The organism is Pseudomonas cavernicola (assembly GCF_003596405.1).
In the GTDB taxonomy this organism is placed as follows: Bacteria; Pseudomonadota; Gammaproteobacteria; order Pseudomonadales; family Pseudomonadaceae; genus Aquipseudomonas; species Aquipseudomonas cavernicola.
On record NZ_QYUR01000002.1, the window covers coordinates 1117709 to 1140145 of the forward strand.

A 22437-nucleotide genomic window follows, 5' to 3' on the forward strand; every position below is an offset into this window, starting at 1 on the left:
TATGGTGAGGAGCGGCAACGCAGTATCGGGGCTTCAGGCGCCGAACTTGACTAATGGAACTAGCCGCACAGGCCACTAGCTAAGCTTCTGATAGAAAAATTGAAAACCGTTCCTACCGCCGTTCAAAAATCCCGAAGGCAGATGCCTCTGAACTGACCGGCTTGAGCGTCCGGCCAAGCAACACCATCTATCTGTTTGTACGTCGTCGCCTAGCTGATGAGTGCGAGCAAGCATCACCCCTTAAGGGCGTAGTTGAAGTCGATGAGTCGTGCTTCGATCCGCATTTGATTTCAGGAGCGCTGGAAAAAAACCATCGTGTTCGGTCTGCTCAAACGTGGTGAGAGGGTGTACACGCAGGTAGTGGCCGATTGACGGAAAGCCCTGCTGCAAGCGGCTATCAGGGGCCGTGGGGAGCTCGAAAGCGTGATTCACTCGGACAGTTGTCGAGTTATGACGGGCGGGTGGATGTGGGCTACGCGAAGTATTTACGCGTGCGCCATTCGCATGGCGAGCACGCAGTCGGTAGCAATCTCAGCAATGGTATCGAGTGATTCTTGAGCTTCGCCAAGCGGCGTTTGGCAAAGCTCAAAGAGTGCAAAAAAATGCGCATTTACAGCGCGTAAACTCGGCTCGGGCATCCTGCTTCGCTCTAACTCCTGCATCCATGCAGTCGTGCGCTCTTTCGCCTGATTGACTCGCCACGCTCGGCCTGCTGGCCAGCCTTTGGCTGTTACGCCGCTGCGCCTTGTCTAGCCTTCGCTCGCTACCATTTTTCAATGACCTGATAAGCCTCAGGGATAAGAGCGTGGCGTGTAGACCCATGCGCCACCGTCCTGGCGCGCAAAGCGCCGGGTCGTCGATGAGCCGATGATCACCATGGTGCGCATGTCCACCTGCTCCGGGCGCAGTTCGGCGAGGGTGGTGAGGGTCAGGGTTTCCCCTGGCCGGCCGATATCGCGACCGAGCACGACAATGGTATCGCCGCTGCGATGGCCGGCGACTATCTCCAGGGCGCGACCCAACTGCCAGGGACGGGCGCGGGAGATCGGGTTGTAGAAGGCCAGCGCCAAATCGGCCGCCGCCGCATGCTCAAGGCGCAGTTCGATGATGTCCCAGGGCTTGAGGTTGTCCGACAGCGACATGATGCAGAAGTCATGGCCCAGCGGTGCGCCAGCCCGTGCGGCAGTCGCCAGAGCGGCGGAGACTCCGGGGAAGATTTGCAGGTCGACGGCATGCCAGAGTGGATCGCTCGACGCTTCCAGCGCTTCCAATACCGCCGCGGCCATGGCGAACACGCCGGGGTCGCCAGACGACACCACCACCACCGAGCGACCGCTGCTGGCCAGCTCGAAGGCATGCCGGGCGCGCTGCAATTCTTCGCGGTTGTCGCTGCAGTGCAGCACCTGTTCCGGGCGGAACGGTCCGGCCATCTTCACGTAGGTTTCGTAACCGAGCACATCCTCGGCCTGTTGCAACGCCAGCTTGGCGGCCGGCACCATGAATTCGGCGGCGCCAGGGCCAAGGCCGACGACGGTCAGGCGGCCACGAGCCTGGCCGATCTGCCGGTGATCGAGCGGTTCGCTGGCCACGGCCAGGGTGACTCCATGGGCAGTGTGCAGCGCTTGCGGCTCGGCGATGGCTTGTTGAGCCAATGCCCAAGTGTTATCAGCGGCAATAAAGCGTAGCGGCACACCCAGGGTTAGCGCGGCCTGTTGCAGTACTGGGTTGGCCATCTGCTGGCTGCTCGCAACCAGGCAGACCAGGGCATGGGCGGCAATATTGGCCTCAGCCAAGGCCTGCTGGACATTGGCGGCCAACTCGGCGACTGGCTCGTCGATGACCGCTACGACCGTACGCGGGTGGATCAGCAGTTCATCGCCATTGGCTTCGCGCGCATCGTGGGTAATACGAATGCTCAGCGCTGCATCGGCGGCCAGCGGCAAGCGGGCTTGATCCAGCCAGGGCGCAGCGCCTTCGATACGCACGCTTTGCCCGCCGAGCAGATTGGAGACGAAGCGTTTGCCTTGTTCGATATCCGCCAGCACGTAGCCGGTCGGCGGGTTGAGCACGCAGGTGCCGAAGCGCAACTCGCCGCTGGTGGTGATGGCGGGTACAACCTCCAGAGCTGCGGCGATTTCCCGCGCCAGCATATTGACCCCACCGAGCCCGCCGAGCAGCGGCACCACGACGCTGCCATCTTCAGCCACGGCGAGTACCGGTGGTTCGGTGTTCTTGGCGGCCAGTAAGGGCGCCAGGGTGCGGATGATGATGCCGGCGGCGCAGAGGGCGATGATCGGCGTGTCGCGCTGATACAACTCGCGCAGGTGCCCGCCGAAGTCGCTATAGAGGATATCGGCCTCGACTCGGCCTTCCAGCCCGTGCACTTGCGCGCCTGGATACAGGGCTTGAACGCGTCGTGCCGTGGCCAGTGCGCCCATACCGAGGATGACGATCGCCGGGGTATTGGCTTGGGGGTTAGACATCAGAGGCTCCCTGTGAACTTGAAAAAGCCGTGCAGGGCTTGATTTGACTTCGACCCGTGGCAGTGGCCTTGGCCGCGCTGCTGGTGGGCGGGAGCGAATCGCGGGCATGGCCCGCTCCTACAAAAGCAGAACACCGTCAGGCCTGCCATTTCTCGCCCGGCACGATAATCAGCGAAAAGTACGGCGAAGCCATCGGCTCGACCTGATCGAGCGGCACGATGCGCTGGTTGTCCATGGTCGCCCGCTCGACGTAGAGCGCCCGTTTGGCCAGGCCGAGCTCTTCGAGCACGGCGCGAACCTTGTCGAAGTTGCGCCCGAGCTTCATCACCACTGCCGCGTCGGTGGCGGCCAGGCGTTGTTTGAGGTCGTCCGCCGGCAACACCCCGGAGAGCACCGCGAGGCTCTGGTTGCGGTACACCAGCGGGATGCCGAGCACCGCCGAGCCACCCAGCATGGAGCAGACCCCAGGCACGACTTCGGCTGCATAGCGGCTGGCCAGGCGGTCGTGCAGGTACATGTAGGAGCCGTAGAAGAACGGATCGCCTTCGCAGATCACCGCTACATCACGGCCTTGTTCCAGGTGCGCGGCGATCTGTTCGGCGCAGGTGTCGTAGAAGTCGCTGATGATGTCCTCGTAGCACAGCGGTGGCGCCAGCTTCTCGGTGGTCACCGGGTAGACCATCGGCAGGGTCTGCTGCTCGCTGCCAAGGTGTGCGGCGATGATGCCGAAGGCGTTGCCGTGCTGGCCCTTGGCGACCTTGGCCTTGGCCACGAAGTAGCCGACCACGGGGGCGGCCTGTAGCAGGCGTAGGGCCTTGAGGGTAATCAGCTCGGGGTCGCCGGGACCCACGCCGATGCCGAGCAGGCGTCCTTTGGCGCTCATCATTCCACCTCCGTGGCCAGGGCGTTGACCGCCGCTGCGGCCATCGCACTGCCACCGCGGCGACCGCGGACTATGACGTAGGGCACGCCACGGCTGTCGGCGGCGAGCATTTCTTTGGACTCAGCAGCGCCGACGAAACCCACCGGGAAGCCGAGGATCAGCGCCGGTTTCGGTGCGCCGGCGTCGAGCATCTCCAGCAGGTAGAAGAGCGCGGTGGGGGCATTGCCGATCACTACCACACTGCCTTCCAGGTGTTCGCGCCAGTGCTCCAGCGCGACCGCAGAGCGGGTGTTGCCGAGTTCGCGGGCCAGGTCGACCACCCCTTCGTCATTGAGGGTGCAGATCACCTTGTTGTTCGCCGGCAAGCGCGCGCGGGTCACGCCCTCGGCGACCATTCGCGCATCGCAGAGGATCGGCGCGCCGGCCGCCAGCGCTTTGCGCCCGGCGCTACCGGCACCCGGCGAGAAGCGCAGGTCTTCGACCACATCGACCATGCCGCAGGCATGGATCACCCGCACCGCAAGTTTTTCCAGGTCGGCGGGGATGCCCTGCAACTTGGCTTCGGCGCGGATGATGGAAAAGGACTGGCGGTAGATTTCCTGGCCATCGCGGATGTAATCAATCATCGGTCGGTTTCCATGGGGTCGGGCAGCGCGGCCAGCAGGTCGCCGGCCTCGGCAATTGTCAGGTGGCGCGCCAGCGGTCGGCCGAAGCCAGACACCGCAGCGGCGCGTTGGTAAAGGTCATAACGCCCGTCGGCGACGGCCAGCAGGGTCAGCGGTGAGTCATGGGCGGCGGCGCAGGAGCGCAGGCAGCCACTCAAGTGCAGGCCGGGCAGGGGCGCGCTGCCGGCCAGGCGAGTAGCCAGGGTCAGGGCATCCGCCTTGGTCGCGGCCAGACCTTTGCCGCAGCCGGCCGAGCCGCTGCAGGCGATGATGCGGGCCAGCGGCTGCAGGGGATCGCAGACCAGGCCGCGCTCGTCCAAGGCGTGCAACAGCGCCGGCCCATCGGCCTGGCGGATGTTCGGCAGCGACAGGCTTTGCCAGGGCGTCAGGCGCAGGCTGGCGTCACCGAACTGCTGCGCCAGCCGCGCCAGTTCAATCAGTTGCCGCGCGTGCAGACGGCCGAGCGGTGGTGCTGCGCCGACTTGCACCAGTCCTGGCTGCAGCTGCGGTTGCACACCCAGGTGCGCCCAGGCCTCAGCGGCCGGGCGCCGCCAGTGGCGCAGCGCTTCGCCCTGCCGCAAGGGGAAGTCCAGCCGGGCCTGTAGACGCTGGAGGAAGTCTTCCGCCGGCAGTTCCGTCAGCAGGTGGCGCATGCGGCTGTGCTCGGGGCCGGCCAGTTCGAGGAACAGCTCCAGGCACGCCAATACCAGCGCCGGTACTTGCTCAAGAGTTACGGTGGCGAGGGCCATTTCCGGGCTGCCGGGCAATGGTGGGCAGCCGGCCAGGCCGAAGGCGAACAGCGGCTGGCTGCCGCCCGGCATGGCACTCAGCCACAAGTCGTGAGGGTGTTCGAGCATGGCCAGGCGTTCACCGCCATCCAGCAGCAGGGCGAACTTGGCCGACAGCCGATGCAACGAGGCGTTGTCCTGCAACGTAGCCAGCAACCGGTCGGCCAGGGGGCTGACATCCAGCAGGGCGGCCGGGTCTATGCCGGCGGCGGGGCTGACCATCAGGTTGCGCACATCATCGGCACCTGGGCTGCTGGGGCCGAGGCCGGCAGCCAGCAGGCGGGCGATCAAGGCGGCTTCCTGGCCGGCGCGCACCCCGCGAATCTGCAGATTGGCGCGGTTGGTCACCTCGATCACGCCGCTGCCATGCTCCTCTGCGGCAGCCGCCACGGCCAGGGCCTGGCTGGCCTGCAAGCGGCCGGCCGGCAGTTTGATCCGGCAGATGCCGCCGTCGCGAGCCTGCACGATGCGCAGCAGTCCAGGGCACGCCGAAGGGCGTGGCTGGCTGGGCTGTTGGTGAGGCTGCTGTGCAGTGTCGTTCAAAAGGTCACCTGATCGGCTGTCGCGGTGACCGGGCGAGCGCTCCCCGCAAGGAACTCTCCACGACATCGGCACACCCCGTCCGATGCTTGCACACGCGACCAAGTTCGGCGGCAGGTCTCCTGGCTGGCAGTTGCAAGCCCTGTGGATAACACCTTAGCTGGGTTTATCCACAGGGCTCTACGTTTAGCGCGGCCTTCCCGGTGTGAACCAGTGGCGGGGGGCGCTCGAACTCGCTGCATACAGTTGCGGGGGCAGCCACGGTATTTTCCGTGTTCCCTCTTCGGCCTATCGATCTGTTTACGATCTGCTGCGCGTCGGCCATACGGCGTTGAAATCGTCTTCAGAATGCTCATTGACTACAGTCAACTCCGCTTCTTCAGCCAATTTCGCCTTGTCTGGCCTTAGCTCGCGAGATCTCTTACATCACTTTGGGCACCGACGAACGCGCTATTATGCCTGCTTTGCCCGGCCCCAGGAAAAGCCTCCTCGTCGGATGCTCGCGGGGTGTGTAGCGAATGCCAGTGAGGAGTTGCGGATGTCGCCTTGGCTGACAGTGGTGGGGATCGGGGAAGACGGCTTCAGCGGGCTCGGCAAACCGGCCCGGCGGGCGCTGTTAGAGGCCTCAGTGGTGTTCGGTGGGCAGCGCCAGCTGGATCTGCTGCCGGCTTGCCTGCGCGGGCAACGCCAGGCCTGGCCGAGCCCCTTCGCCTTGACGCCAGTGTTGGAAGCGCGCGGCACGCCGGTCTGCGTGCTGGCCAGCGGCGATCCCATGCTGTTCGGCGTCGGCGCCAGCCTGGCGCGGCAATTGCCGGCCGATGAGTTGCGGGTACTGCCGGCGCCGTCGTCCTTCTCCCTGGCCGCCGCGCGGCTCGGTTGGCCTTTGCAGGAGGTGGCCTGTCTGTCGGTGGTTGCCCGTCCGCTGGCCGCCCTGCACACGCAGATCCACCCCGGCGCGCGCCTGCTGGTGCTGAGCAACGACGGCAGCAGCCCCGCCGCCATCGCCGCGCTGCTCGATGAACGCGGTTTCGGCGCCAGCCGCCTGCGGGCGTTCGAGCACCTGGGCGGCCCGCTGGAGCGTTGCATCGATGGCACGGCGCAGGCCTGGAGCCTGGCCCGCACGGCGGCGCTCAATCTGGTGGCGGTCGACTGTCTGGCTACGCCGACGGCACGCCGCCTGCCGCTGACTCCGGGCCTGGCGGATGCAGCTTTCGCCCATGACGGCCAACTGACCAAACGCGATGTCCGCGCCATCACCCTGGCGCGTCTGGCCCCGGCGCCGGGCGAACTGCTCTGGGATGTCGGCGCCGGTTGCGGCTCCATTGGCATCGAGTGGATGCGGGCTCATCCCAGCTGTCGCGCCATCGCCATCGAGGCCAATGCCGGGCGCCAAGCCTTGATCGCGCAGAACCGCGATGCGCTTGGCGTACCTGGGCTGCAACTGGTCGCCGGCAGCGCGCCCGAGGCTTTGAATGGCTTACCGCCGGCCGATGCGATCTTCATCGGCGGTGGCGTCACGGTGCCCGGTATGCTGGAGAGCTGCTGGGCCCAGCTGCGCCCCGGCGGCCGGCTGGTGGCGAATGCGGTGACCCTGCAGAGCGAAGCGACCCTGGTGGCTTGGCGGGCGGCCCATGGCGGCGAGTTGACCCGCATCACCGTGGCCCAGGCTCAGCCCCTCGGCGATTTCGATACCTGGCGCGCGGCATTGCCGATTACCCTTCTGGAAGCGATCAAGCCTGCATAGGTAGGCCCAGCGGTCATGCAGGAGAATACGAATGTAGGTTGGTGCTGAGCCGAAGGCGATGCCCAACAACCGGCCTGCAAGGCCGGGCTTGTGTGTGCGGGACCGAGCACCGGGGGAGTTGCGTGGCGACTCCATGTTGGGCATCGCTGCGCTCAGCACCAACCTACAATGTTGTGCCCTGATAACGACGTGGAGCCACTCACCTCCACCCACGGAACGACGAACTCTTGCATGCGCGACGAGACCCCTGAACAGCCGGCGCCCCTGCGTAGCGGCTACACCACCGGCAGTTGTGCCACGGCCACCAGCCTGGCCGCCGCGCGACTGCTGCTCGCTGGTTCGGCCAGCGATGCGGTGGAAATCGTCCTGCCCAAGGGCAAGCAGGTGCTGATGCGTTTGGAGTTCTGCCGCCTGTTCGAGGAGGGTGCCGAAGCGGGCACCCTGAAAGATGCCGGCGACGACCCGGATGTGACCCATGGCGCCCTGGTCTTTGCCCGCGTGCGGCTGAGCGCCGAGCCTGGCGTGCGTTTCCATGCCGGGCCGGGTGTCGGCACGGTCACCAAACCCGGCCTGACCCTGGCGGTGGGCGAGCCGGCGATCAACCCGGTGCCACGGCAGATGATGACCGCCCACCTGACCCAGCTCGCCGCCGAGCACGCTTACGCCGGCGGTTTCGAGGTGGCGATCGGTGTCGAGAACGGCGAGGCATTGGCGCTGAAAACCATGAACCCACGACTGGGCATCCTCGGCGGGCTGTCCATCCTCGGCACCAGCGGCATCGTCCGCCCGTTCTCCTGCGCCGCCTATATCGCCTCGATCAACCAGGGCATCGACGTCGCCCGCGCCAACGGTTTCCAGCATCTGGCCGCCTGCACCGGCAACGCCAGCGAAGACACCATGCGCGCTTACTACAACCTGCCGGACACGGCCCTGGTCGAGATGGGCGACTTCGTCGGCGCGGTACTCAAGCATCTGCGCAAGGCGCCGGTGGAAAAGCTCAGCCTGTGCGGCGGCTTCGGCAAGATCAGCAAACTTGCTGCCGGGCACATGGACCTGCACAGCCGTCACTCCAGCATCAACCTGGCGCAATTGGCTGGCTGGGCCGGGGAGATCGGCGCCAGCGCCGAGTTGCAGCAGGCCATGTGCGCCGCCAACACCAGCCAACAAGCTTTGGTGCTGGCCAGCGCCGCCGGGGTGAAACTCGGCGATGCGGTGTGCGCCCATGCCCTGGCCTTCGCCCGCAAGACAGTCCCGGCGCAGGTGCAGCTGGAGGTGTTCGCCATCGACCGGCAGGGCAAGATTGTTGGCATGGCGGTCGAGCAACGATGAGTCGTATCCTCCTGCTCGGCGGCATCACCGAAGCCCTGGGCATCGCTCGCCAGCTTGGCCCCGAGCACATCTACAGCCTCGCGGGATTGGGCAGGGTGCCGGATGATCTGGCTTGCCAGGTGCGCGTCGGCGGCTTCGGCGGCGCCGAAGGGCTGGCGCGTTTCATCGTCGAGGCAGGCATCGGCCTGCTGGTCGATGCCACCCATCCCTACGCCGCGCAGATCAGCCAGAACGCCGTCACGGCCGCACGCCTGACCGGTATTCCCTGCTGGGCATTGCGCCGCCCCGGTTGGCAGGCGCAAGTCGGCGATGACTGGCGCGAAGTGGCGGACTGGGCCGGGCTGATCGAAGCGCTCGAGGACTTTCGCCGCCCGCTGTTCACCCTCGGCCGCGAGCCGTTGCAGCACCTGCACGAGATCCCCGAGTCGCAACACTGGGCCGTGCGCTGCCTGCAATCCCTGCCCGGCAACCCACGCGCCGAAGTGATCGGTGCGCGCGGTCCGTTCAGTCTGGAAGGCGAGCGCGAACTGTTCGCCCGGCTGCGCACCGATGTGCTGATCAGCAAGAACAGCGGCAGCCAGTCCACCGAACCCAAGCTGCAAGTGGCGCGGGAACTGGGCCTGCCGGTGCTGGTGCTACGCCGCCCACAATTGCCCGAGGTCGACCGCGAATTCACCGACCCGCAGAGCCTGCTCAGCGCGCTTTCGCACGCGTAGGTTGGCGCTGAACGAAGTGATGCCCAACAAGGAGTCGCCCGGCGACTCCCAATGCTCGATCTCGAACGAAGCCCCACCTGAAAAGCCCGGCCTTGCAGGCCGGTTGTTGGGCATCGCTGGCGCTCAGCACCAACCTACATTCAGCGCAGCCACCGCGGCAGGAAGCCGCGCCGGCCGTTGGCGGTCACCGTCGAGCTGGCTATAGATCCTCGATAGCCCAATACTCCGCTCCCACTTCCTCCGCCAATCTTCGAGCCCTGCCCAACCGAATCGGTCCGCTTTCGATATCCACCAGTAGCGCCGGGCAGGCCATCGGCACAAGGGTCGGCCAGTCGCGCAGGCGGCCGTCGGTGAGGATCAGCAGGCGTTGCTGTTCGGCCGGCTTTTGTCGCTGCCGGCGCTCCAGCCAGGTCGAGGCTTGTTGCAGGGCTCCGATTAGCGGGGTGCCACCGCCGGCGCCAAGGTGGGTGAGCCAGTTGTGCAGGGCGGGGGAGGCTTTTTGGCCTTGCCAGAGCCATTGCGGTTGGTGGCCGGTGGCGTGGAGCACGGCGAGGCGGGCGCGTTGGCGGTAGGCCTGTTCGAACAGCGTGGCGAGCAGGCCCTTGGCCTGGGCGAGGGCGCCGTGGCGGCGGGTGGAGGCGGAGGCGTCGACGATTACCAGCCAGAGTTCGCTGGGGTGGCGGCTACGCGGGCGGCGTTGCAGATCGGCCAGGCACCGTGGGCGGCCGCGTAGCAGGGTGGCCAGCCAGTGGATCGCGCCCAGTTCGCCGTGCCGGGAGGCGCCATGGCGGCCTCCGTCGAGGCGGCCGGGTCTTGGTTTGGCATCCGCGCCAGTGACCTGTCGCGGGCGGATGCTCAGGGCTTTTTTGGCCAGCGCGGCAGCTCGCGCTGCGCGCCCATGGGCACCGGTAGGGCGGGCAATTCGCCCCATTGGCCTTCGCCGGCGCCAGCCTGCCCGGTCTGGGGGCTGGCGGCGGGTGGCGATTGCGGGGGCTGGGCGGCCGGCGGTGGGCTGTGGCGGCGGCGGTGCAGCAGGGCGAAGTGTTCGACCGCGTCGATATCCTCGGCGGCGATCTGCCCGGCACCGCGCCAAGCGGCGTGGGCGCGGGCGGCACGCAGCCAGACCAGGTCGGCACGCAGGCCGTCGACGCCGGCGGCGAAGCAGCGGCGGGCGATTTCATCGAGGGTCGCGTCGTCCAGCGCGATCAATGCCAACTGCTCACGGGCGACGATGCAGCGTTGCTGCAAGACACTTTGCGGCTCGGCCCAGCGTTGCAGAAAGGCCAGCGGGTCGGCATCGAAGGCCAGCCGGCGACGGACGATTTCGGCGCGCTCGGCCGGTTGCGGCTGAGAACCGAGCACCACGTTCAGGCCGAAGCGATCGAGCAGCTGCGGGCGCAGTTCGCCTTCTTCCGGGTTCATGGTGCCGATCAGTACGAAGCGGGCCTTGTGGTTATGGGAAATGCCGTCCCGTTCGATGTGGTTGACCCCGCTGGCGGCAACGTCGAGCAGCAGGTCGACCAGATGGTCCGGCAGCAGATTGACTTCGTCGACGTAGAGCACCCCGTCGTCGGCCTTGGCCAGCAGGCCGGGGGAGAACTGTGCACGGCCTTCGCCCAATGCGGCGTCGAGGTCGAGGGTGCCGACTATGCGCTCTTCGCTGGCGCCCAGGGGCAGGGTGACGAAGTGGCCGCCGGGCAGCAGCTCGGCGACGCCTCGGGCCAGGGTCGATTTGGCCATGCCGCGCGGCCCTTCGATCAACACACCGCCAATCGCCGGGTCGATAGCCGCCAGGCACAATGCCAGCTTCAGCTCATCGGCGGCGACTACGGCGGCCAGCGGGAATTGCAGGGTGTTGGTCATGGTCAGTCTTCCGAAAGAGTCAGCACTACAGGTACCGCAATAGGTAAACGAATCAACCGCACTGGCCTTCCTCGCTATCCATCAGCAAGTTCTCCAGTGCCGCGCGGTACTCGCCCGGTTCCTGCCACAGCCCGCGTTGCTGGGCTTCGAGCAGGCGTTCGGTGATTTCCTGGAGGGCGCCGGGGTTGTGTTGCTGGATGAACTCGCGGGTGTCCGCGTCCAGCAGGTAGGCGTCGCTCAGCAGCTCGTACTGATGATCGTCGACCAATTCGCTGGTGGCGTCGAAGGCGCACAGGTAATCCACGGTCGCAGCCATCTCGAAGGCGCCTTTGTAGCCATGCCGCTTCATCCCGGCGATCCACTTGGGATTGGCCGCGCGGGCGCGCACCACGCGGTTCAGCTCTTCCTTGAGAGTGCGGACGCGCGGGTTGTCCGGCTGGCTGTGGTCGCCGTGGTAACTGGCGACCTGCTCGCCGCGCAGGGTTTCCACCGCCGCCAGCATGCCGCCCTGGAACTGGTAGTAATCGTTGGAATCGAGAATGTCGTGTTCGCGGTTGTCCTGGTTGTGCAGCACCGCTTGCAGGCGCTCCAGGCGCTGGACGAAGTGCTCGCGGGCGGGCGTGCCGCTGTCCGCCGCACCGTAGGCGTAGCCGCCCCAGTTCAGGTAGACCTCGGCCAAATCGGCGCGGGTCTGCCACAGACGTTCCTCGATGGCGTTCTGCACCCCGGCGCCATAGGCCCCCGGCTTGGAGCCGAAGATGCGCCAGCCGGCTTGCCGACGTGCATCTGCGGCGTCGACACCCTGGGTCTCCAGGCGTTGGCGTTCGAGGCGCACCCGGGCGGCCAGGGGGTTAAGGTCTTCCGGCTCGTCCAGTTCGGCCACTGCCTGCACGGCGGCGTCGAACAGGCGGATCAGGTTGCTGAAGGCATCGCGGAAGAATCCCGAGACCCGCAACGTGACGTCCACCCGTGGGCGGTCGAGCAGCGACAGCGGCAGGATTTCGAAATCCTCGACCCGCTGGCTGCCGGCCTGCCATACCGGGCGTACGCCGAGCAGGGCCATGGCCTGGGCCATGTCGTCGCCGCCGGTGCGCATGGTCGCGGTACCCCAGACCGACAGGCCGAGCTGGCGCAGGTGGTCGCCGTTGTCTTGCAGGTGGCGTTCGAGCAGCAGGCTGGCGGACTGGAAGCCGATGCGCCAGGCGGTCGGTGTCGGCAGGTTGCGCACATCCACCGAGTAGAAGTTGCGCCCGGTCGGCAGTACATCGAGGCGGCCACGGCTCGGTGCGCCACTGGGGCCGGCGGGGACGAAGCGACCACGCAGGGCCGCCAGCAGCCCTGCGATTTCTGCCGGGCCACAGGCGTCCAGGGTCGGCGCGACCTGATTGCGCAGCACCTCGAGCACTGGCGCGGTTTCAGTGCCGACGGCCACCGGCGCACCGAGCAAGGTCGCCTCGATCAGCTGCAAGGCAAATAGCTCCAGGCGCTCGCGGGTGTCGCCTTGAGTGCGCCAGGCATCGGCACTCAAGGCTTGCAACGCGACTGGGCGTGGCCCGTTCCAGGGGGTGGCCATTTCGCAGTTGAGCGGGTTGAAACCCAGCTCGAAATCCTTGGCCAAGGCCCGCAACAGGCTGGCGTTGGCGCCCCGGCCATCGCCACGGGGAATCCGCAGCAAGGCCAGCAGGGTGTCGATGCGCAGGCGCCCGGCCGGCGATTCGCCGAATATGTGCAGGCCATCGCGGATCTGCGATTCCTTCAGGTCACACAGGTAGGCGTCGAGCTGCGGCAGCCAACTATCCGGGTCTTCGTTGATCTGCAGTTGCAGTTCGCGGTCGAGCTGGGTGGCGCGCACCAGGGTGAGAATCTCGCCGCGCAGTTCGCTGGCACGGCGGGGGTCGAGCAGGGAGGCGTCGTAATACTCGTCGGCCAGCCGCTCGATATCGCGCAGCGGGCCGTAGCTTTCGGCGCGGGTCAGCGGAGGCATCAGGTGGTCGATGATCACCGCCTGGGTGCGGCGCTTGGCCTGGGCGCCTTCGCCCGGATCGTTGACGATAAAGGGATAGACGTTGGGCATGGGCCCGAGCAGCGCATCCGGCCAGCAGTTCTCCGACAGGCCGACGCTCTTGCCCGGCAGCCATTCCAGGTTGCCGTGCTTGCCGACATGCACCACGGCATTGGCGCCGAAGACTTGCCGCAGCCAGAAATAGAACGCCAGGTAACCGTGGGGCGGCACCAGGTCGGGGTCGTGGTACACGGCGCTGGCATCGAGCTGGTAGCCACGCGCCGGCTGGATGCCGACGAAGGTCAGGCCGAAGCGCAGGCCGGCGATCATCATCCGTCCGCCATGGTCGACTCGGTACATTGGATCCTGCTCGGGTTCGCCCCAGCGTTCGCGCACGGCCAGTTGGTTGGCGGCGGGCAGGCGTTCGAAGTGTTTGCGGTATTCGTCCAGCGCCAGGCTTTGCGCACAGGGGCGCAGGTCGAGGTTGTCCAGGTCGTTGGTCACCCCGCCCAACAGCAGGTGGATCAGCGTGGTGCCGCTGTCCGGCAAACCCTGCACCGGATAGCCCTCGGCTTGCAGGGCACGGAGGATATTCAGTGCGGCGGCCGGCGTATCCAGGCCGACGCCGTTGCCGATGCGCCCGTCGCGGGTGGGGTAGTTGGCCAGCACCAGGGCGATGCGTTTGTCGGCACTCGGCACGCGTGCCAGTTCGACCCAACGCCGCGCCAGCTCGGCGACGAAATCCATCCGCCCGGTTTCGGCCTGGTAGCAGACCACATCGCTCTGGCTGCGCTCGCTGCGCCAGGCCAGGCCCTTGAAGCTGATGGGCCGGGTGATGATGCGGCCGTCCAGCTCGGGCAAGGCGATGTGCATGGCCAGATCACGCGAACCCAGCCCCTGGGGGTTGTCGCGCCAGAGCGGTAGGTTGTCGAGGGCGCAGATGGCTTGCAGCACCGGTACATTGCGGCGGAACGGGCGCAGGTTGGGCGCCTCGGGGTTGGACTGGGCGAAGCCGGTGGTGTTGATGATCAGTGCGGCGTCCGTTTGCTCGAGCAAATCCTCCACCACCTTCAGGCAGGCTGCCTCTTTCAGGCTGGCCACGGCAATCGGCAAGGGGTTGAGACCCTGAGCCGACAACCGTTGGCAGAACGCGTCGATGAAGGCGGTGTTCGCCGACTGCACATGGGTGCGGTAGAACAGCAACCCGACCACCGCCTGCCCAGCACGCCAGTCGGCTTGCCAATGGCTCAGTGCGGCGTTGGCCTGTTGCGGGTGATAGAGGCCTACGCGCGGCAGCGGCTGCGGTTCGACCCAGGGGTAATCGGCACCCAGCCAGGTGCTGGCGAGGTAGTGATAGAGCTGCCTGGCGTTGTCTACCCCGCCTTGGCGCAGGTACTGCCAAAGCCGTTCGGCCTCGATGGCGCTGACGTTGCCCAGCGCCGTCAATTCCGGATCGTGGCTGTCGTCGCCCGGCACCAGGATCAGTTTGGCGCCGCGCGCGGCGAGCTCGACCAGACGCTCGACGCCGTAACGCCAGTAGCTGATGCCGCCATGCAGGGAGATCAGGATCAGCTTGGCGTGTTGCAGCACCTCGTCCACATAGAGGTCGACCGACGCATGGTTTTGCAGCTGTGCCGGGCTGGCCAGGCGCAGGCTCGGATAGTCCGCCGGCAGATCCCGCGCCGCCTCGGCCAACAGCGACAGGTGCGAGTCGCCGGTGCAGAGGATCACGACATCGGCCGGTGTCTGTGCCAGATGGGCGATGCCATCGGCGGGGACGAAACCACCGGGCTGGGTGCGCAAGAGGTGCATAGGGTTACCTCCCTCTCCCGTTTACGGGAGAGGGATCGAGGGAGAGGGTTATAAGCCCACTGATAGACAACTGGCCCTCTCCCCAACCCTCTCCCGTAAACGGGAGAGGGAGCAAACGTGGCGTGATGCTCACAGCAACGAGGTCTTCAGCTCGTTGCTGATAAGCGCCTGGTCTAGCTCCTGGCCGATCACCACCAGATGGCTGGTGCGGCTTTCATCGGTGCGCCAGGCGCGATCGAAATGTTTGTCGAAACGCTTGCCGACCCCTTGGATCAGCAGGCGCATGGGCTTGCCGGGAATCGCCGCGAAGCCCTTGATGCGCAGAACGCCATGGCGCTCGACCAGGCCATTGAGGGCGGTCAGCAGCAGCGCTTCTTCCACTTCCGGCAGCTCGACGGCGAAGGAGTCGAACTCGTCGTGGTCGTGCTCTTCGTGGTCTTCCAGATCGTGGTGGGTCTTGCGGCCGTCGATGTGCAGCTCGGTTTCCGAATTCAAGCCCAGCAGGATCGAGATCGGCAGCTCGCCACCGCGCGCTTCGATGACTTTCACCGCCGCCGGCAATTCTTCCGCCACTTCTGCACGGACGGCGGCCAGCGCTTCAGGGCTGAGCAGGTCGGCTTTGTTGAGGATGACCAGGTCGGCGCTGGCCAGTTGGTCGGCGAACAACTCGTGCAGCGGCGATTCGTGGTCGAGGTTCGGGTCTTCACGGCGCTGGGCGTCGACCTGATCCGGGAAGGCGGCGAAGGTGCCGGCGGCCACGGCTGGGCTGTCGACCACGGTGATGACCGCGTCGACGGTGCAGGCGTTGCGGATTTCCGGCCAATTGAAGGCTTGCACCAGTGGTTTGGGCAACGCCAGGCCGGAGGTCTCGATGAGAATCTGGTCGAGGTCGCCACGCCGCGCCACCAGTTCACGCATGACCGGGAAGAACTCTTCCTGCACGGTGCAGCACAGGCAGCCGTTGGCCAGCTCGAACACCCGGCCGACGGCTTCTTCTTCACTGCAGCCGATCGAGCATTGCTTGAGGATTTCGCCGTCGATGCCGAGTTCGCCGAACTCGTTGACGATCACCGCGATGCGTCGCCCTTCGGCGTTGTTGAGCATGTGTCGCAGCAGGGTGGTTTTACCGGCGCCGAGAAAGCCGGTAACGATGGTGACGGGAAGTTTGGCCAAGGTTTTCATGCGTCGCGCAGCCCTGTTCAGATCGAAGCGAAATCGGATCGGCGGGCATGCGGGACGAGCGTAGCGGAGCACCAGGGCCCGCATTGCGAGTTCGCCACCGGATCACCCCGCCCGGTTGTCGTAAAAAGCAGCTCGAAGGCAGGTCTCCTGGCTCACGACCTGGCCCGCTCTCCTAATCAGGGGCCCCTCTCTTCGCCTTCCCGCGTACAGCAGTGGCATTGGAAGAGATCAAGTCGCTTACAGTTGCGGGGGCAGCCACGGCGTTCAACCGCGTTCCCTCTTAGCTCTGGCGCTAGCAAGCTCTGCCCAGAGAACCTCGAAGCGGCAAGGCTACGCAGTGCGTGGAGATGGGTCAATTCAGGTTGTGGGAAACAAGCGCCTATGGGGAGCTATCCCCAGGCCTACTGCATGCAGCGGTGCGCCGAAGTTGACGCTCTACCGGTGTTCGTGATGTTCTAGAAAGGCTGTTTCAGGTGTCTTGCGCGGTCGTGCGCAAGGTGAAACGGGAAGTCGGTGCGCCCCTTGGGGCTAGTCCGACGCTGCCCCCGCAACGGTAAGCGAATGGTGGGATCGAAAAACCACTGTGCTACGAGTCATTAACAGGCTCTTGGGCATGGGAAGGTGAATCCCACAACACTGTGGATGTTCGCATCCAGCAGTCATCGCAAGCCCGGAGACCGGCCTGAAATCATTACAGTTTGGCAAACCCGCGGTGGGCGGGCGCAAGCCGGAAGCTCGAGTGCATTCGCAGTCGACTCCTCGTGCGTTCCCTTCTGCTACGTTTTCATTTCCAGTTCAGAGGGAACGGTCATGTCCACTAGCACCCTGACACATTCTGTCGAGGCCAGCGCCTCGCTATCGCAACGCCTGATCCTGGCCATCGGTGCCGGCCTGTTGGGCGCACTGCTGGTCTATTTTGCCGGCTTCTCGCAGATCGATGCCGTACACAACGCGGCGCACGATACCCGACACAGCTCCGCATTCCCGTGCCACTGAGAGGCTTGCCATGATCAAGCGCATCGCTCAGACGGCCGGCTTCAGCGGGCTGTTGGCGGCACTTTTACTGACTCTGTTGCAGAGTTTTTGGGTCGCACCGCTGATTCTTGAAGGGGAAACCTACGAGAACAGTGCACCGGCCACCGAACAGCCCAGCGAACATACGCATGAGGCCGGCGTTGCCGCCCATGAGCACAGCGCCGAGGCCTGGGCGCCGGAAGATGGCTGGCAGCGCGTGCTGTCCACCACCGGCGGTAATCTGGTGGTGGCGGTGGGCTTCGCGCTGATGCTGGCCGGCCTGTACAGCCTGCGGACGCCGGGCCGGAGCTGGGAAGGCTTGCTCTGGGGCCTGGGCGGTTTCGCGACCTTCAGCCTGGCGCCTTCGCTGGGCTTGCCGCCGGAATTGCCGGGGACTGCCGCCGCCGATCTGACACTGCGCCAGTACTGGTGGGTGGGTACCGCCACGGCTACGGCGGTAGGTCTGGCGCTGATCGTCTTCGGTCGGCATTGGGCGCTGCGCATCGTTGGTTTGGTGTTGCTGCTGGTGCCGCATGTGATCGGTGCGCCGCAGCCCGAGGTGCATGCGAGCCTGGCGCCAGAGGCCCTGGAGCACCAGTTCATCTGGGCCTCGCTGATTACCAATGCGTTGTTCTGGTCGGCGCTGGGGTTGCTTTCGGCCTGGCTGTATCGCCATTTCGCCGGTTCGAACGCGGCGTGACCAACCGCCCCGGCCCTCGGCCGGTTGCCTGCGAACCCGTTGACGGCGTTGCCATCAGCGGGTTTTTCGCTTTTGCTCAAGCCGCGGCGCCGCTGCTATGACGGTCGCCCCGCTGTATATCGCCGGCCTGGGCTGCCGGCGTGGCTGTTCGGAAGCCGTGCTGCGCGAACTGCTGGAGCAGACGCTGCCTGCCTATGGTTTGCACCTGGTGGACTTGAGCGGGCTCGCCAGTATCGAGCAGAAGCGCACCGAGCCTGGCTTGCTGGCCTTGGCGCAAACGCTGGGGCTGCCGCTGGAGTTTTTCTCTGCCGCACAATTGGCAGCGTTCGACAGCCGGCTGACGCAACATTCCGCCATCGCCTTGCGCGCCATCGGCAGCGCCGGGGTGGCCGAAGCCTGTGCCTTGGCACAGGTTGAGGCGTTGAGCGGCAGTCGGGCCGAACTGTTGATCAGCAAACACAGCAATGCCAGCGCCAGCTTCGCCCTGGCCAGCGTTCGGCGCGCATAAGTGCTTACTTCACGATTCAGGAGAGACCCATGACGGTCTATTTCATCGGCGCCGGCCCAGGCGATCCGGAACTGATCACGGTCAAGGGTCAGCGCTTGATCCGTTCGTGTCCGGTGATTCTCTATGCCGGTTCGCTGGTGCCCGAGGCGGTGCTCGAAGGCCATCGCGCGGGGCTGGTGGTGAATACCGCCGAACTGCATCTGGAGGAAATCATCGCGCTGATCAAAACGGCGCATGAGCAGGGCCAGGATATCGCCCGCGTGCACTCCGGCGACCCGTCGCTGTATGGCGCGATCGGCGAGCAGATTCGCCTGCTGCGCAAACTGCAGATTCCGTTCGAGATCATCCCGGGCGTCACTGCCACCGCCGCCTGTGCGGCGCTGCTGGAAAGCGAGCTGACCCTGCCGGGGATCTCGCAAACTCTGATCCTCACCCGCTACGCGAGCAAAACCGCGATGCCGGCCGGTGAACAGTTGCCGGACTTGGCGCGCCATGGCGCGACCATGGCGATTCACCTGGGCATCAGCCATTTGCACAAGATCGTCGCCGAGCTGCTGCCGCACTATGGCGCCGACTGCCCGGTGGCGGTGATTCACCGTGCCAGCTGGCCGGATCAGGACTGGGTCAGCGGCACCCTGGCCGACATCCAGCCCAAGGTGCAGGCCAAAGGTTTTCAGCGCACGGCGTTGATCCTGGTCGGCCGGGTGCTGGCGGCCGAGGACTTCGCTGACTCGAATCTTTACCGCGAAGGTCACGAGCACCTTTATCGGCCGGCGGACAAGGCCTGACGGCAGATAAAGGGCTGAGGCTCTTTAGGTTTTGCATTTTTCCAATGCGCGCAAACGCAGGCATAGGGATTATTTTCGTCTGGCTGTAACGCCAGAAACTGTCTTCACTCTATCAATGTGTCGGGCCTGATCCAGCCGTCCACGGCCGACGTCCCCCATCACATGAGGATAACAAGATGACCATCAAGACTGCCGCTGCTGGCGCCGCCCTGGCCCTGGCGGCCGCTGGACTGTTCGCCAGCATCCCGACCCAATCCTTCGCCGAGGAAGCCCAGTCGGTGCACTGTTACGGCGTCAACGCCTGCAAAGGGAAAAATGACTGCAAGACCACGAAAAACGCCTGCAAAGGGCAGGGCTCCTGCAAGGGACAAGGCTTCAAGAGCATGACCCTGGCTGAGTGCAACAACGCCGGCGGCAAAGTCGGTCCGTAAGTGCGCCCGGGGTGGCCGATTGGCGGCCACCCCGACCCCTTAGGCGAAGGAGCCCGGCATGTCTTCAGCTACTCCCTGCCTCGGCTACGGCCTGGGGCTGCGCAGCACCTACTACAACGAGATACTCGAGCAGCGCCCGGCGGTGGACTGGTTCGAAGTCGTCTCGGAAAACTATCTGGTCGAGGGCGGTAAGGCGCTGTACTACCTGGACGCCATCGGCGAGCACTACCCGCTGGTGATGCACGGCGTGTCGCTGTCCATCGGTGGCCCGCATCCGCTCGATCGCGACTACCTGCAGCAGCTCAAGCGTCTCGCCGAACGGGTGCAGCCGGAGTGGATCTCCGACCACCTGTGTTGGAGCCGCGGTAACGCCCATCAACTGCACGACCTGCTGCCGCTGCCTTACACCGAAGAAAGCCTGCAGCATGTGGCTGCCCGTGTGCGCCAGGTGCAGGAGGTAATAGAGCGGCCGCTGGTGCTGGAAAATGTCTCCAGTTACGTGCGCACCGCGAACTCTGATTTCAGCGAATGGCAGTTCCTCGCCGCCCTCAGCGAGCTGAGTGGCTGCGAGTTACTGCTGGACGTCAACAACGTCTACGTCAGCGCGCGCAATCACGGCTTCGAGCCCTGGGACTTTATCAGCGCGCTGCCGGCCGCGCGGATTCGTCAGCTGCACCTGGCCGGGCATAGCGACTACGGCAGCTACCTGATCGACACCCACGATCAGCCAGTCAGCGATCCGGTCTGGCAGCTCTATCAGCGTACCCTGCAGCATCTCGGGCCGGTCGCCACCCTGCTGGAGCGCGACGATCACTTCCCGCCCTTGGCCGAGCTGCTCGCCGAACTGGACCAGGCCCGCGCCCTCGGCGCCATAGCACTCGGCACGGAGGCCGCATGCGCCTGAACGACTGGCAGCGCGAGCTAGAGGCCTACCTGCTCGGCGTACAGACGCAGCCCAACACGGCGTTGCGCGACAGCCTGCTCGGCAGCCCCGCCTTGAGCGCCGAGGAAGGCCTGGCGATCTACCACAACGCCTACCGGGCGCGGCTGTTGGATGCCCTGCGCGAAGACTACCCGACCCTGCACCATTGGCTCGGTGACGACGAGTTCGAGGGTCTGGCGAGTGCCTATCTGCAAGCCCATCCATCCCGCCATTTCAGCCTGCGCTGGCTGGGTGCGCGGCTAGCGGATTTCATCGACGGCTATCTGGTCGCCGCACAGAGCGCCCCGCTGGCCGAACTGGCGCGTCTGGAATGGGCTTTCACCCTGGCCTTCGACGCCGCGGATGGCGAACCCCTGACCTTGCAGAGCATGGCCACGCTGCCGCCCGCGGATTGGCCCGAGCTACGGGTACGCCTGCTGCCCAGCGTGCAGTGGCTGGTCTGCCACTACAACAGCCTGGCGTTGTGGCGCGCACTCAAGGCCGCGGAGGAGACGCCAGCCAGCACACTGCTGGAGCAGCCGCACGTCTGTCTGATCTGGCGCCAGGGCCTGGTCAGCCGATACCGCAGCCTGGGCCCGGCGGAAGCCGAGGCGCTGCAGGGCATGGGCGTGCAGGGCTGGAGCTTCGCCGAACTCTGTGCCCGGCTCAGTGAGCAGGGCGAAGCTCCGGCCCTGCAAGCCGCCTCCTGGCTCAAGCAGTGGCTGAGCGACGGGCTGCTGCAGCGGGTGTCTGTCATAGACAAAGGTTGTTGAGCCTATAGCGAGGTCGTTGAGCCTCTAGCTTGGCGTGGGAGTCATTTGAACTACGCTTGCACTGACGAGTGTGAACGTGGAGCTTCCTATGCTGGCACAACTTCCGCCGACCTTGCGCGACCTTCAATTGCCACTGCGGCTGCGCTTGTGGAACGGCCATGAACTCGACCTCGGCCCTGCGCCGAGCGTCACCATGGTGCTCAAGGATCCGAGCCTGGTCGCGCAATTCACCCACCCCAGCCTGGATGCGCTGGGCGGCGCTTTCGTGGAGGGGCGGTTGGGCCTTGAGGGGCCGATCAGCGAAGTCATTCGCATCGGCGATATCCTCAGCCAAGCGCTGCTCGGCGAGGGTGAGGCGACCCCGCCGAAGCGCACCAAGCATGACAAGGCCACCGATGCCGCCGCCATTTCCTATCATTACGACCTCTCCAACGAGTTCTACGCACTCTGGCTGGATCGCGAGATGGTCTACTCCTGTGCCTACTTCGAGACCGGCACGGAAGACCTCGAGCAGGCCCAACAGGCCAAGCTGCGTCACCTCTGCCGCAAACTGCGCCTGCAGCCGGGCGAGCGTCTGCTCGATGTCGGTTGTGGCTGGGGCGGTTTAGCGCGCTTTGCCGCCCGCGAGTTCGGCGTGCAGGTGTACGGCATCACCCTCAGCCAAGCTCAACTGGACTTGGGCCGCGAGCGGGTCACGGCCGAAGGGCTGGACGCTCAGGTGCAGTTGGAACTGCTGGACTACCGCGATCTGCCGCAGGACGGTCGTTTCGACAAGGTCGTCAGCGTCGGCATGTTCGAACATGTCGGCCACGCCAACCTGCCGCTCTACTGTCAGCACCTTTACGGTGCGGTGCGAGCCGGCGGGCTGGTGCTGAACCACGGCATCACCGCCAAGTACACCGATGGCCGCCCGGTCGGGCGCGGCGCCGGCGCGTTTATCGGCCGTTACGTGTTCCCCCACGGCGAACTGCCGCATCTGGCCAATATGACTAAGCACCTCAGCGAGGTGGGCCTGGAAGTAGTGGATGTGGAAAGCCTGCGCCGGCATTACGCCCGCACCCTGGAGTTTTGGAGCGCGCGTTTGGAGAGCAAGCTGGCGCAAGCCGCCACGCTGGTGCCGGAGCAGGTGCTGCGGATCTGGCGCCTGTACCTGGCCGGCTGTGCCTATGGGTTTGCCCAAGGCTGGATGAACCTGCATCAGATTCTGGCGGTCAAGCCGTTAAGCGATGGCTCGCACGATCTGCCCTGGAGTCGGGCCGATCTGTACCGCGAAACCTGAAAGCTGCGCGCGACG

The 22437-nt window shown here is 65.7% G+C and carries 19 protein-coding genes and 3 riboswitches; of the genes, 11 read left to right on the top strand and 8 right to left on the bottom strand.

The genetic code is table 11. The features are described 5' to 3' along the window. Positions 1-791: 791 nt before the first annotated feature. The 4 genes from cobJ to cobG form a co-directional block, all read right to left on the bottom strand. Positions 792-2483, bottom strand: coding sequence for a precorrin-3B C(17)-methyltransferase (gene cobJ / locus D3879_RS05545; RefSeq protein ID WP_119953071.1), 1692 nt, complete (start codon positions 2481-2483; stop codon positions 792-794). Between the two features lie 136 nt (positions 2484-2619). Next, positions 2620-3369 (bottom strand): precorrin-2 C(20)-methyltransferase, encoded by a 750-nt coding sequence (locus D3879_RS05550; protein ID WP_119953072.1) that lies wholly within the window; start codon positions 3367-3369, stop codon positions 2620-2622. After that, the gene (locus D3879_RS05555; RefSeq protein WP_119953073.1) at positions 3366-3992 is read right to left on the bottom strand and encodes a precorrin-8X methylmutase; all 627 of its coding nucleotides are present in this window, start codon (positions 3990-3992) and stop codon (positions 3366-3368) included. Before D3879_RS05555 ends, D3879_RS05550 begins: the two co-directional genes overlap by 4 nt. Next, entirely contained in the window at positions 3989-5362 is a 1374-nt protein-coding gene (cobG, locus tag D3879_RS05560) for a precorrin-3B synthase (protein WP_238474208.1), read from the bottom strand. The genes D3879_RS05555 and cobG overlap by 4 nt, the downstream gene beginning before the upstream one ends. Positions 5363-5454: 92 nt before the next feature. Next, positions 5455-5693, bottom strand: a riboswitch (cobalamin riboswitch). 204 nt (positions 5694-5897) lie between these two features. On the opposite strand from cobG, the gene cbiE reads away from it, so the two are divergent. The 3 genes from cbiE to D3879_RS05575 all read left to right on the top strand — a co-directional run bounded on the left by cbiE (position 5898) and on the right by D3879_RS05575 (position 9148). Continuing rightward, positions 5898-7103: a precorrin-6y C5,15-methyltransferase (decarboxylating) subunit CbiE gene (gene cbiE / locus D3879_RS05565; protein WP_119953075.1), complete on the top strand. Its 1206-nt coding sequence runs from the start codon at positions 5898-5900 to the stop codon at positions 7101-7103. 231 nt (positions 7104-7334) lie between these two features. After that, positions 7335-8432, top strand: coding sequence for a cobalt-precorrin-5B (C(1))-methyltransferase (locus D3879_RS05570; protein ID WP_119953076.1), 1098 nt, complete (start codon positions 7335-7337; stop codon positions 8430-8432). Beyond that, a complete protein-coding gene (locus tag D3879_RS05575; RefSeq protein WP_119953077.1) occupies positions 8429-9148 on the top strand; it encodes a cobalt-precorrin-6A reductase in 720 nt (239 codons plus the stop codon). The genes D3879_RS05570 and D3879_RS05575 overlap by 4 nt, the downstream gene beginning before the upstream one ends. 199 nt (positions 9149-9347) lie before the next feature. Here D3879_RS05575 and D3879_RS05580 read toward each other — a convergent pair whose 3' ends face one another. From D3879_RS05580 to cobW, 4 genes are all read right to left on the bottom strand, one after another. Further along, positions 9348-10079 (bottom strand): vWA domain-containing protein, encoded by a 732-nt coding sequence (locus tag D3879_RS05580; RefSeq protein WP_119953078.1) that lies wholly within the window; start codon positions 10077-10079, stop codon positions 9348-9350. Next, entirely contained in the window at positions 10004-11011 is a 1008-nt protein-coding gene (locus tag D3879_RS05585) for a magnesium chelatase ATPase subunit I (protein WP_119953079.1), read from the bottom strand. The genes D3879_RS05580 and D3879_RS05585 overlap by 76 nt, the downstream gene beginning before the upstream one ends. Before the next feature lie 52 nt (positions 11012-11063). After that, a complete protein-coding gene (gene cobN / locus D3879_RS05590) occupies positions 11064-14825 on the bottom strand; it encodes a cobaltochelatase subunit CobN (protein WP_119953080.1) in 3762 nt (1253 codons plus the stop codon). Positions 14826-14954: 129 nt separating this feature from the next. Further along, complete coding sequence (gene cobW / locus D3879_RS05595; RefSeq protein ID WP_119954897.1) at positions 14955-16007, bottom strand: cobalamin biosynthesis protein CobW; 1053 nt, start codon at positions 16005-16007, stop codon at positions 14955-14957. 120 nt (positions 16008-16127) lie between these two features. Continuing rightward, positions 16128-16341, bottom strand: a riboswitch (cobalamin riboswitch). Positions 16342-16461: 120 nt separating this feature from the next. Further along, positions 16462-16707: riboswitch (cobalamin riboswitch) on the top strand. Positions 16708-16817: 110 nt separating this feature from the next. Between cobW and D3879_RS05600 the strand changes: the two genes are divergently transcribed. The 8 genes from D3879_RS05600 to cfaB all read left to right on the top strand — a co-directional run bounded on the left by D3879_RS05600 (position 16818) and on the right by cfaB (position 22422). After that, positions 16818-17003 (top strand): CbtB domain-containing protein, encoded by a 186-nt coding sequence (locus D3879_RS05600; RefSeq protein ID WP_119953081.1) that lies wholly within the window; start codon positions 16818-16820, stop codon positions 17001-17003. Between the two features lie 10 nt (positions 17004-17013). Then, entirely contained in the window at positions 17014-17721 is a 708-nt protein-coding gene (locus D3879_RS05605; protein WP_119953082.1) for a CbtA family protein, read from the top strand. 97 nt (positions 17722-17818) lie between these two features. Beyond that, positions 17819-18229 (top strand): cobalamin biosynthesis protein, encoded by a 411-nt coding sequence (locus tag D3879_RS05610; protein WP_119953083.1) that lies wholly within the window; start codon positions 17819-17821, stop codon positions 18227-18229. A gap of 29 nt (positions 18230-18258) precedes the next feature. Next, entirely contained in the window at positions 18259-19017 is a 759-nt protein-coding gene (gene cobM, locus D3879_RS05615; protein WP_119953084.1) for a precorrin-4 C(11)-methyltransferase, read from the top strand. A gap of 176 nt (positions 19018-19193) precedes the next feature. Further along, a complete protein-coding gene (gene bufA2 / locus D3879_RS05620) occupies positions 19194-19448 on the top strand; it encodes a BufA2 family periplasmic bufferin-type metallophore (RefSeq protein ID WP_119953085.1) in 255 nt (84 codons plus the stop codon). A 58-nt stretch (positions 19449-19506) separates the two neighbouring features. Further along, entirely contained in the window at positions 19507-20352 is an 846-nt protein-coding gene (gene bufB, locus D3879_RS05625; RefSeq protein WP_119953086.1) for an MNIO family bufferin maturase, read from the top strand. After that, positions 20343-21143 (top strand): HvfC/BufC N-terminal domain-containing protein, encoded by an 801-nt coding sequence (locus D3879_RS05630; protein ID WP_119953087.1) that lies wholly within the window; start codon positions 20343-20345, stop codon positions 21141-21143. Before bufB ends, D3879_RS05630 begins: the two co-directional genes overlap by 10 nt. A gap of 88 nt (positions 21144-21231) precedes the next feature. After that, entirely contained in the window at positions 21232-22422 is a 1191-nt protein-coding gene (cfaB, locus tag D3879_RS05635; protein ID WP_119953088.1) for a C17 cyclopropane fatty acid synthase CfaB, read from the top strand. The last annotated feature ends 15 nt before the right edge of the window (positions 22423-22437 follow it).

What these genes read in the sequence shown, in the direction of transcription:
- D3879_RS05580 (WP_119953078.1), bottom strand. Translation starts at nt 10,079, where the DNA reads ATGGGGCGAATTGCCCGCCCTACCGGTGCCCATGGGCGCGCAGCGCGA.
- D3879_RS05555 (WP_119953073.1), bottom strand. Translation starts at nt 3,992, where the DNA reads ATGATTGATTACATCCGCGATGGCCAGGAAATCTACCGCCAGTCCTTT.
- D3879_RS05630 (WP_119953087.1), top strand. Translation starts at nt 20,343, where the DNA reads ATGCGCCTGAACGACTGGCAGCGCGAGCTAGAGGCCTACCTGCTCGGC.
- D3879_RS05610 (WP_119953083.1), top strand. Translation starts at nt 17,819, where the DNA reads ATGACGGTCGCCCCGCTGTATATCGCCGGCCTGGGCTGCCGGCGTGGC.
- D3879_RS05550 (WP_119953072.1), bottom strand. Translation starts at nt 3,369, where the DNA reads ATGATGAGCGCCAAAGGACGCCTGCTCGGCATCGGCGTGGGTCCCGGC.
- D3879_RS05570 (WP_119953076.1), top strand. Translation starts at nt 7,335, where the DNA reads ATGCGCGACGAGACCCCTGAACAGCCGGCGCCCCTGCGTAGCGGCTAC.
- cfaB (WP_119953088.1), top strand. Translation starts at nt 21,232, where the DNA reads ATGCTGGCACAACTTCCGCCGACCTTGCGCGACCTTCAATTGCCACTG.
- cobW (WP_119954897.1), bottom strand. Translation starts at nt 16,007, where the DNA reads ATGAAAACCTTGGCCAAACTTCCCGTCACCATCGTTACCGGCTTTCTC.
- cbiE (WP_119953075.1), top strand. Translation starts at nt 5,898, where the DNA reads ATGTCGCCTTGGCTGACAGTGGTGGGGATCGGGGAAGACGGCTTCAGC.
- cobM (WP_119953084.1), top strand. Translation starts at nt 18,259, where the DNA reads ATGACGGTCTATTTCATCGGCGCCGGCCCAGGCGATCCGGAACTGATC.
- bufB (WP_119953086.1), top strand. Translation starts at nt 19,507, where the DNA reads ATGTCTTCAGCTACTCCCTGCCTCGGCTACGGCCTGGGGCTGCGCAGC.
- D3879_RS05575 (WP_119953077.1), top strand. Translation starts at nt 8,429, where the DNA reads ATGAGTCGTATCCTCCTGCTCGGCGGCATCACCGAAGCCCTGGGCATC.
- cobN (WP_119953080.1), bottom strand. Translation starts at nt 14,825, where the DNA reads ATGCACCTCTTGCGCACCCAGCCCGGTGGTTTCGTCCCCGCCGATGGC.
- bufA2 (WP_119953085.1), top strand. Translation starts at nt 19,194, where the DNA reads ATGACCATCAAGACTGCCGCTGCTGGCGCCGCCCTGGCCCTGGCGGCC.
- D3879_RS05600 (WP_119953081.1), top strand. Translation starts at nt 16,818, where the DNA reads ATGTCCACTAGCACCCTGACACATTCTGTCGAGGCCAGCGCCTCGCTA.
- D3879_RS05585 (WP_119953079.1), bottom strand. Translation starts at nt 11,011, where the DNA reads ATGACCAACACCCTGCAATTCCCGCTGGCCGCCGTAGTCGCCGCCGAT.
- cobJ (WP_119953071.1), bottom strand. Translation starts at nt 2,483, where the DNA reads ATGTCTAACCCCCAAGCCAATACCCCGGCGATCGTCATCCTCGGTATG.
- D3879_RS05605 (WP_119953082.1), top strand. Translation starts at nt 17,014, where the DNA reads ATGATCAAGCGCATCGCTCAGACGGCCGGCTTCAGCGGGCTGTTGGCG.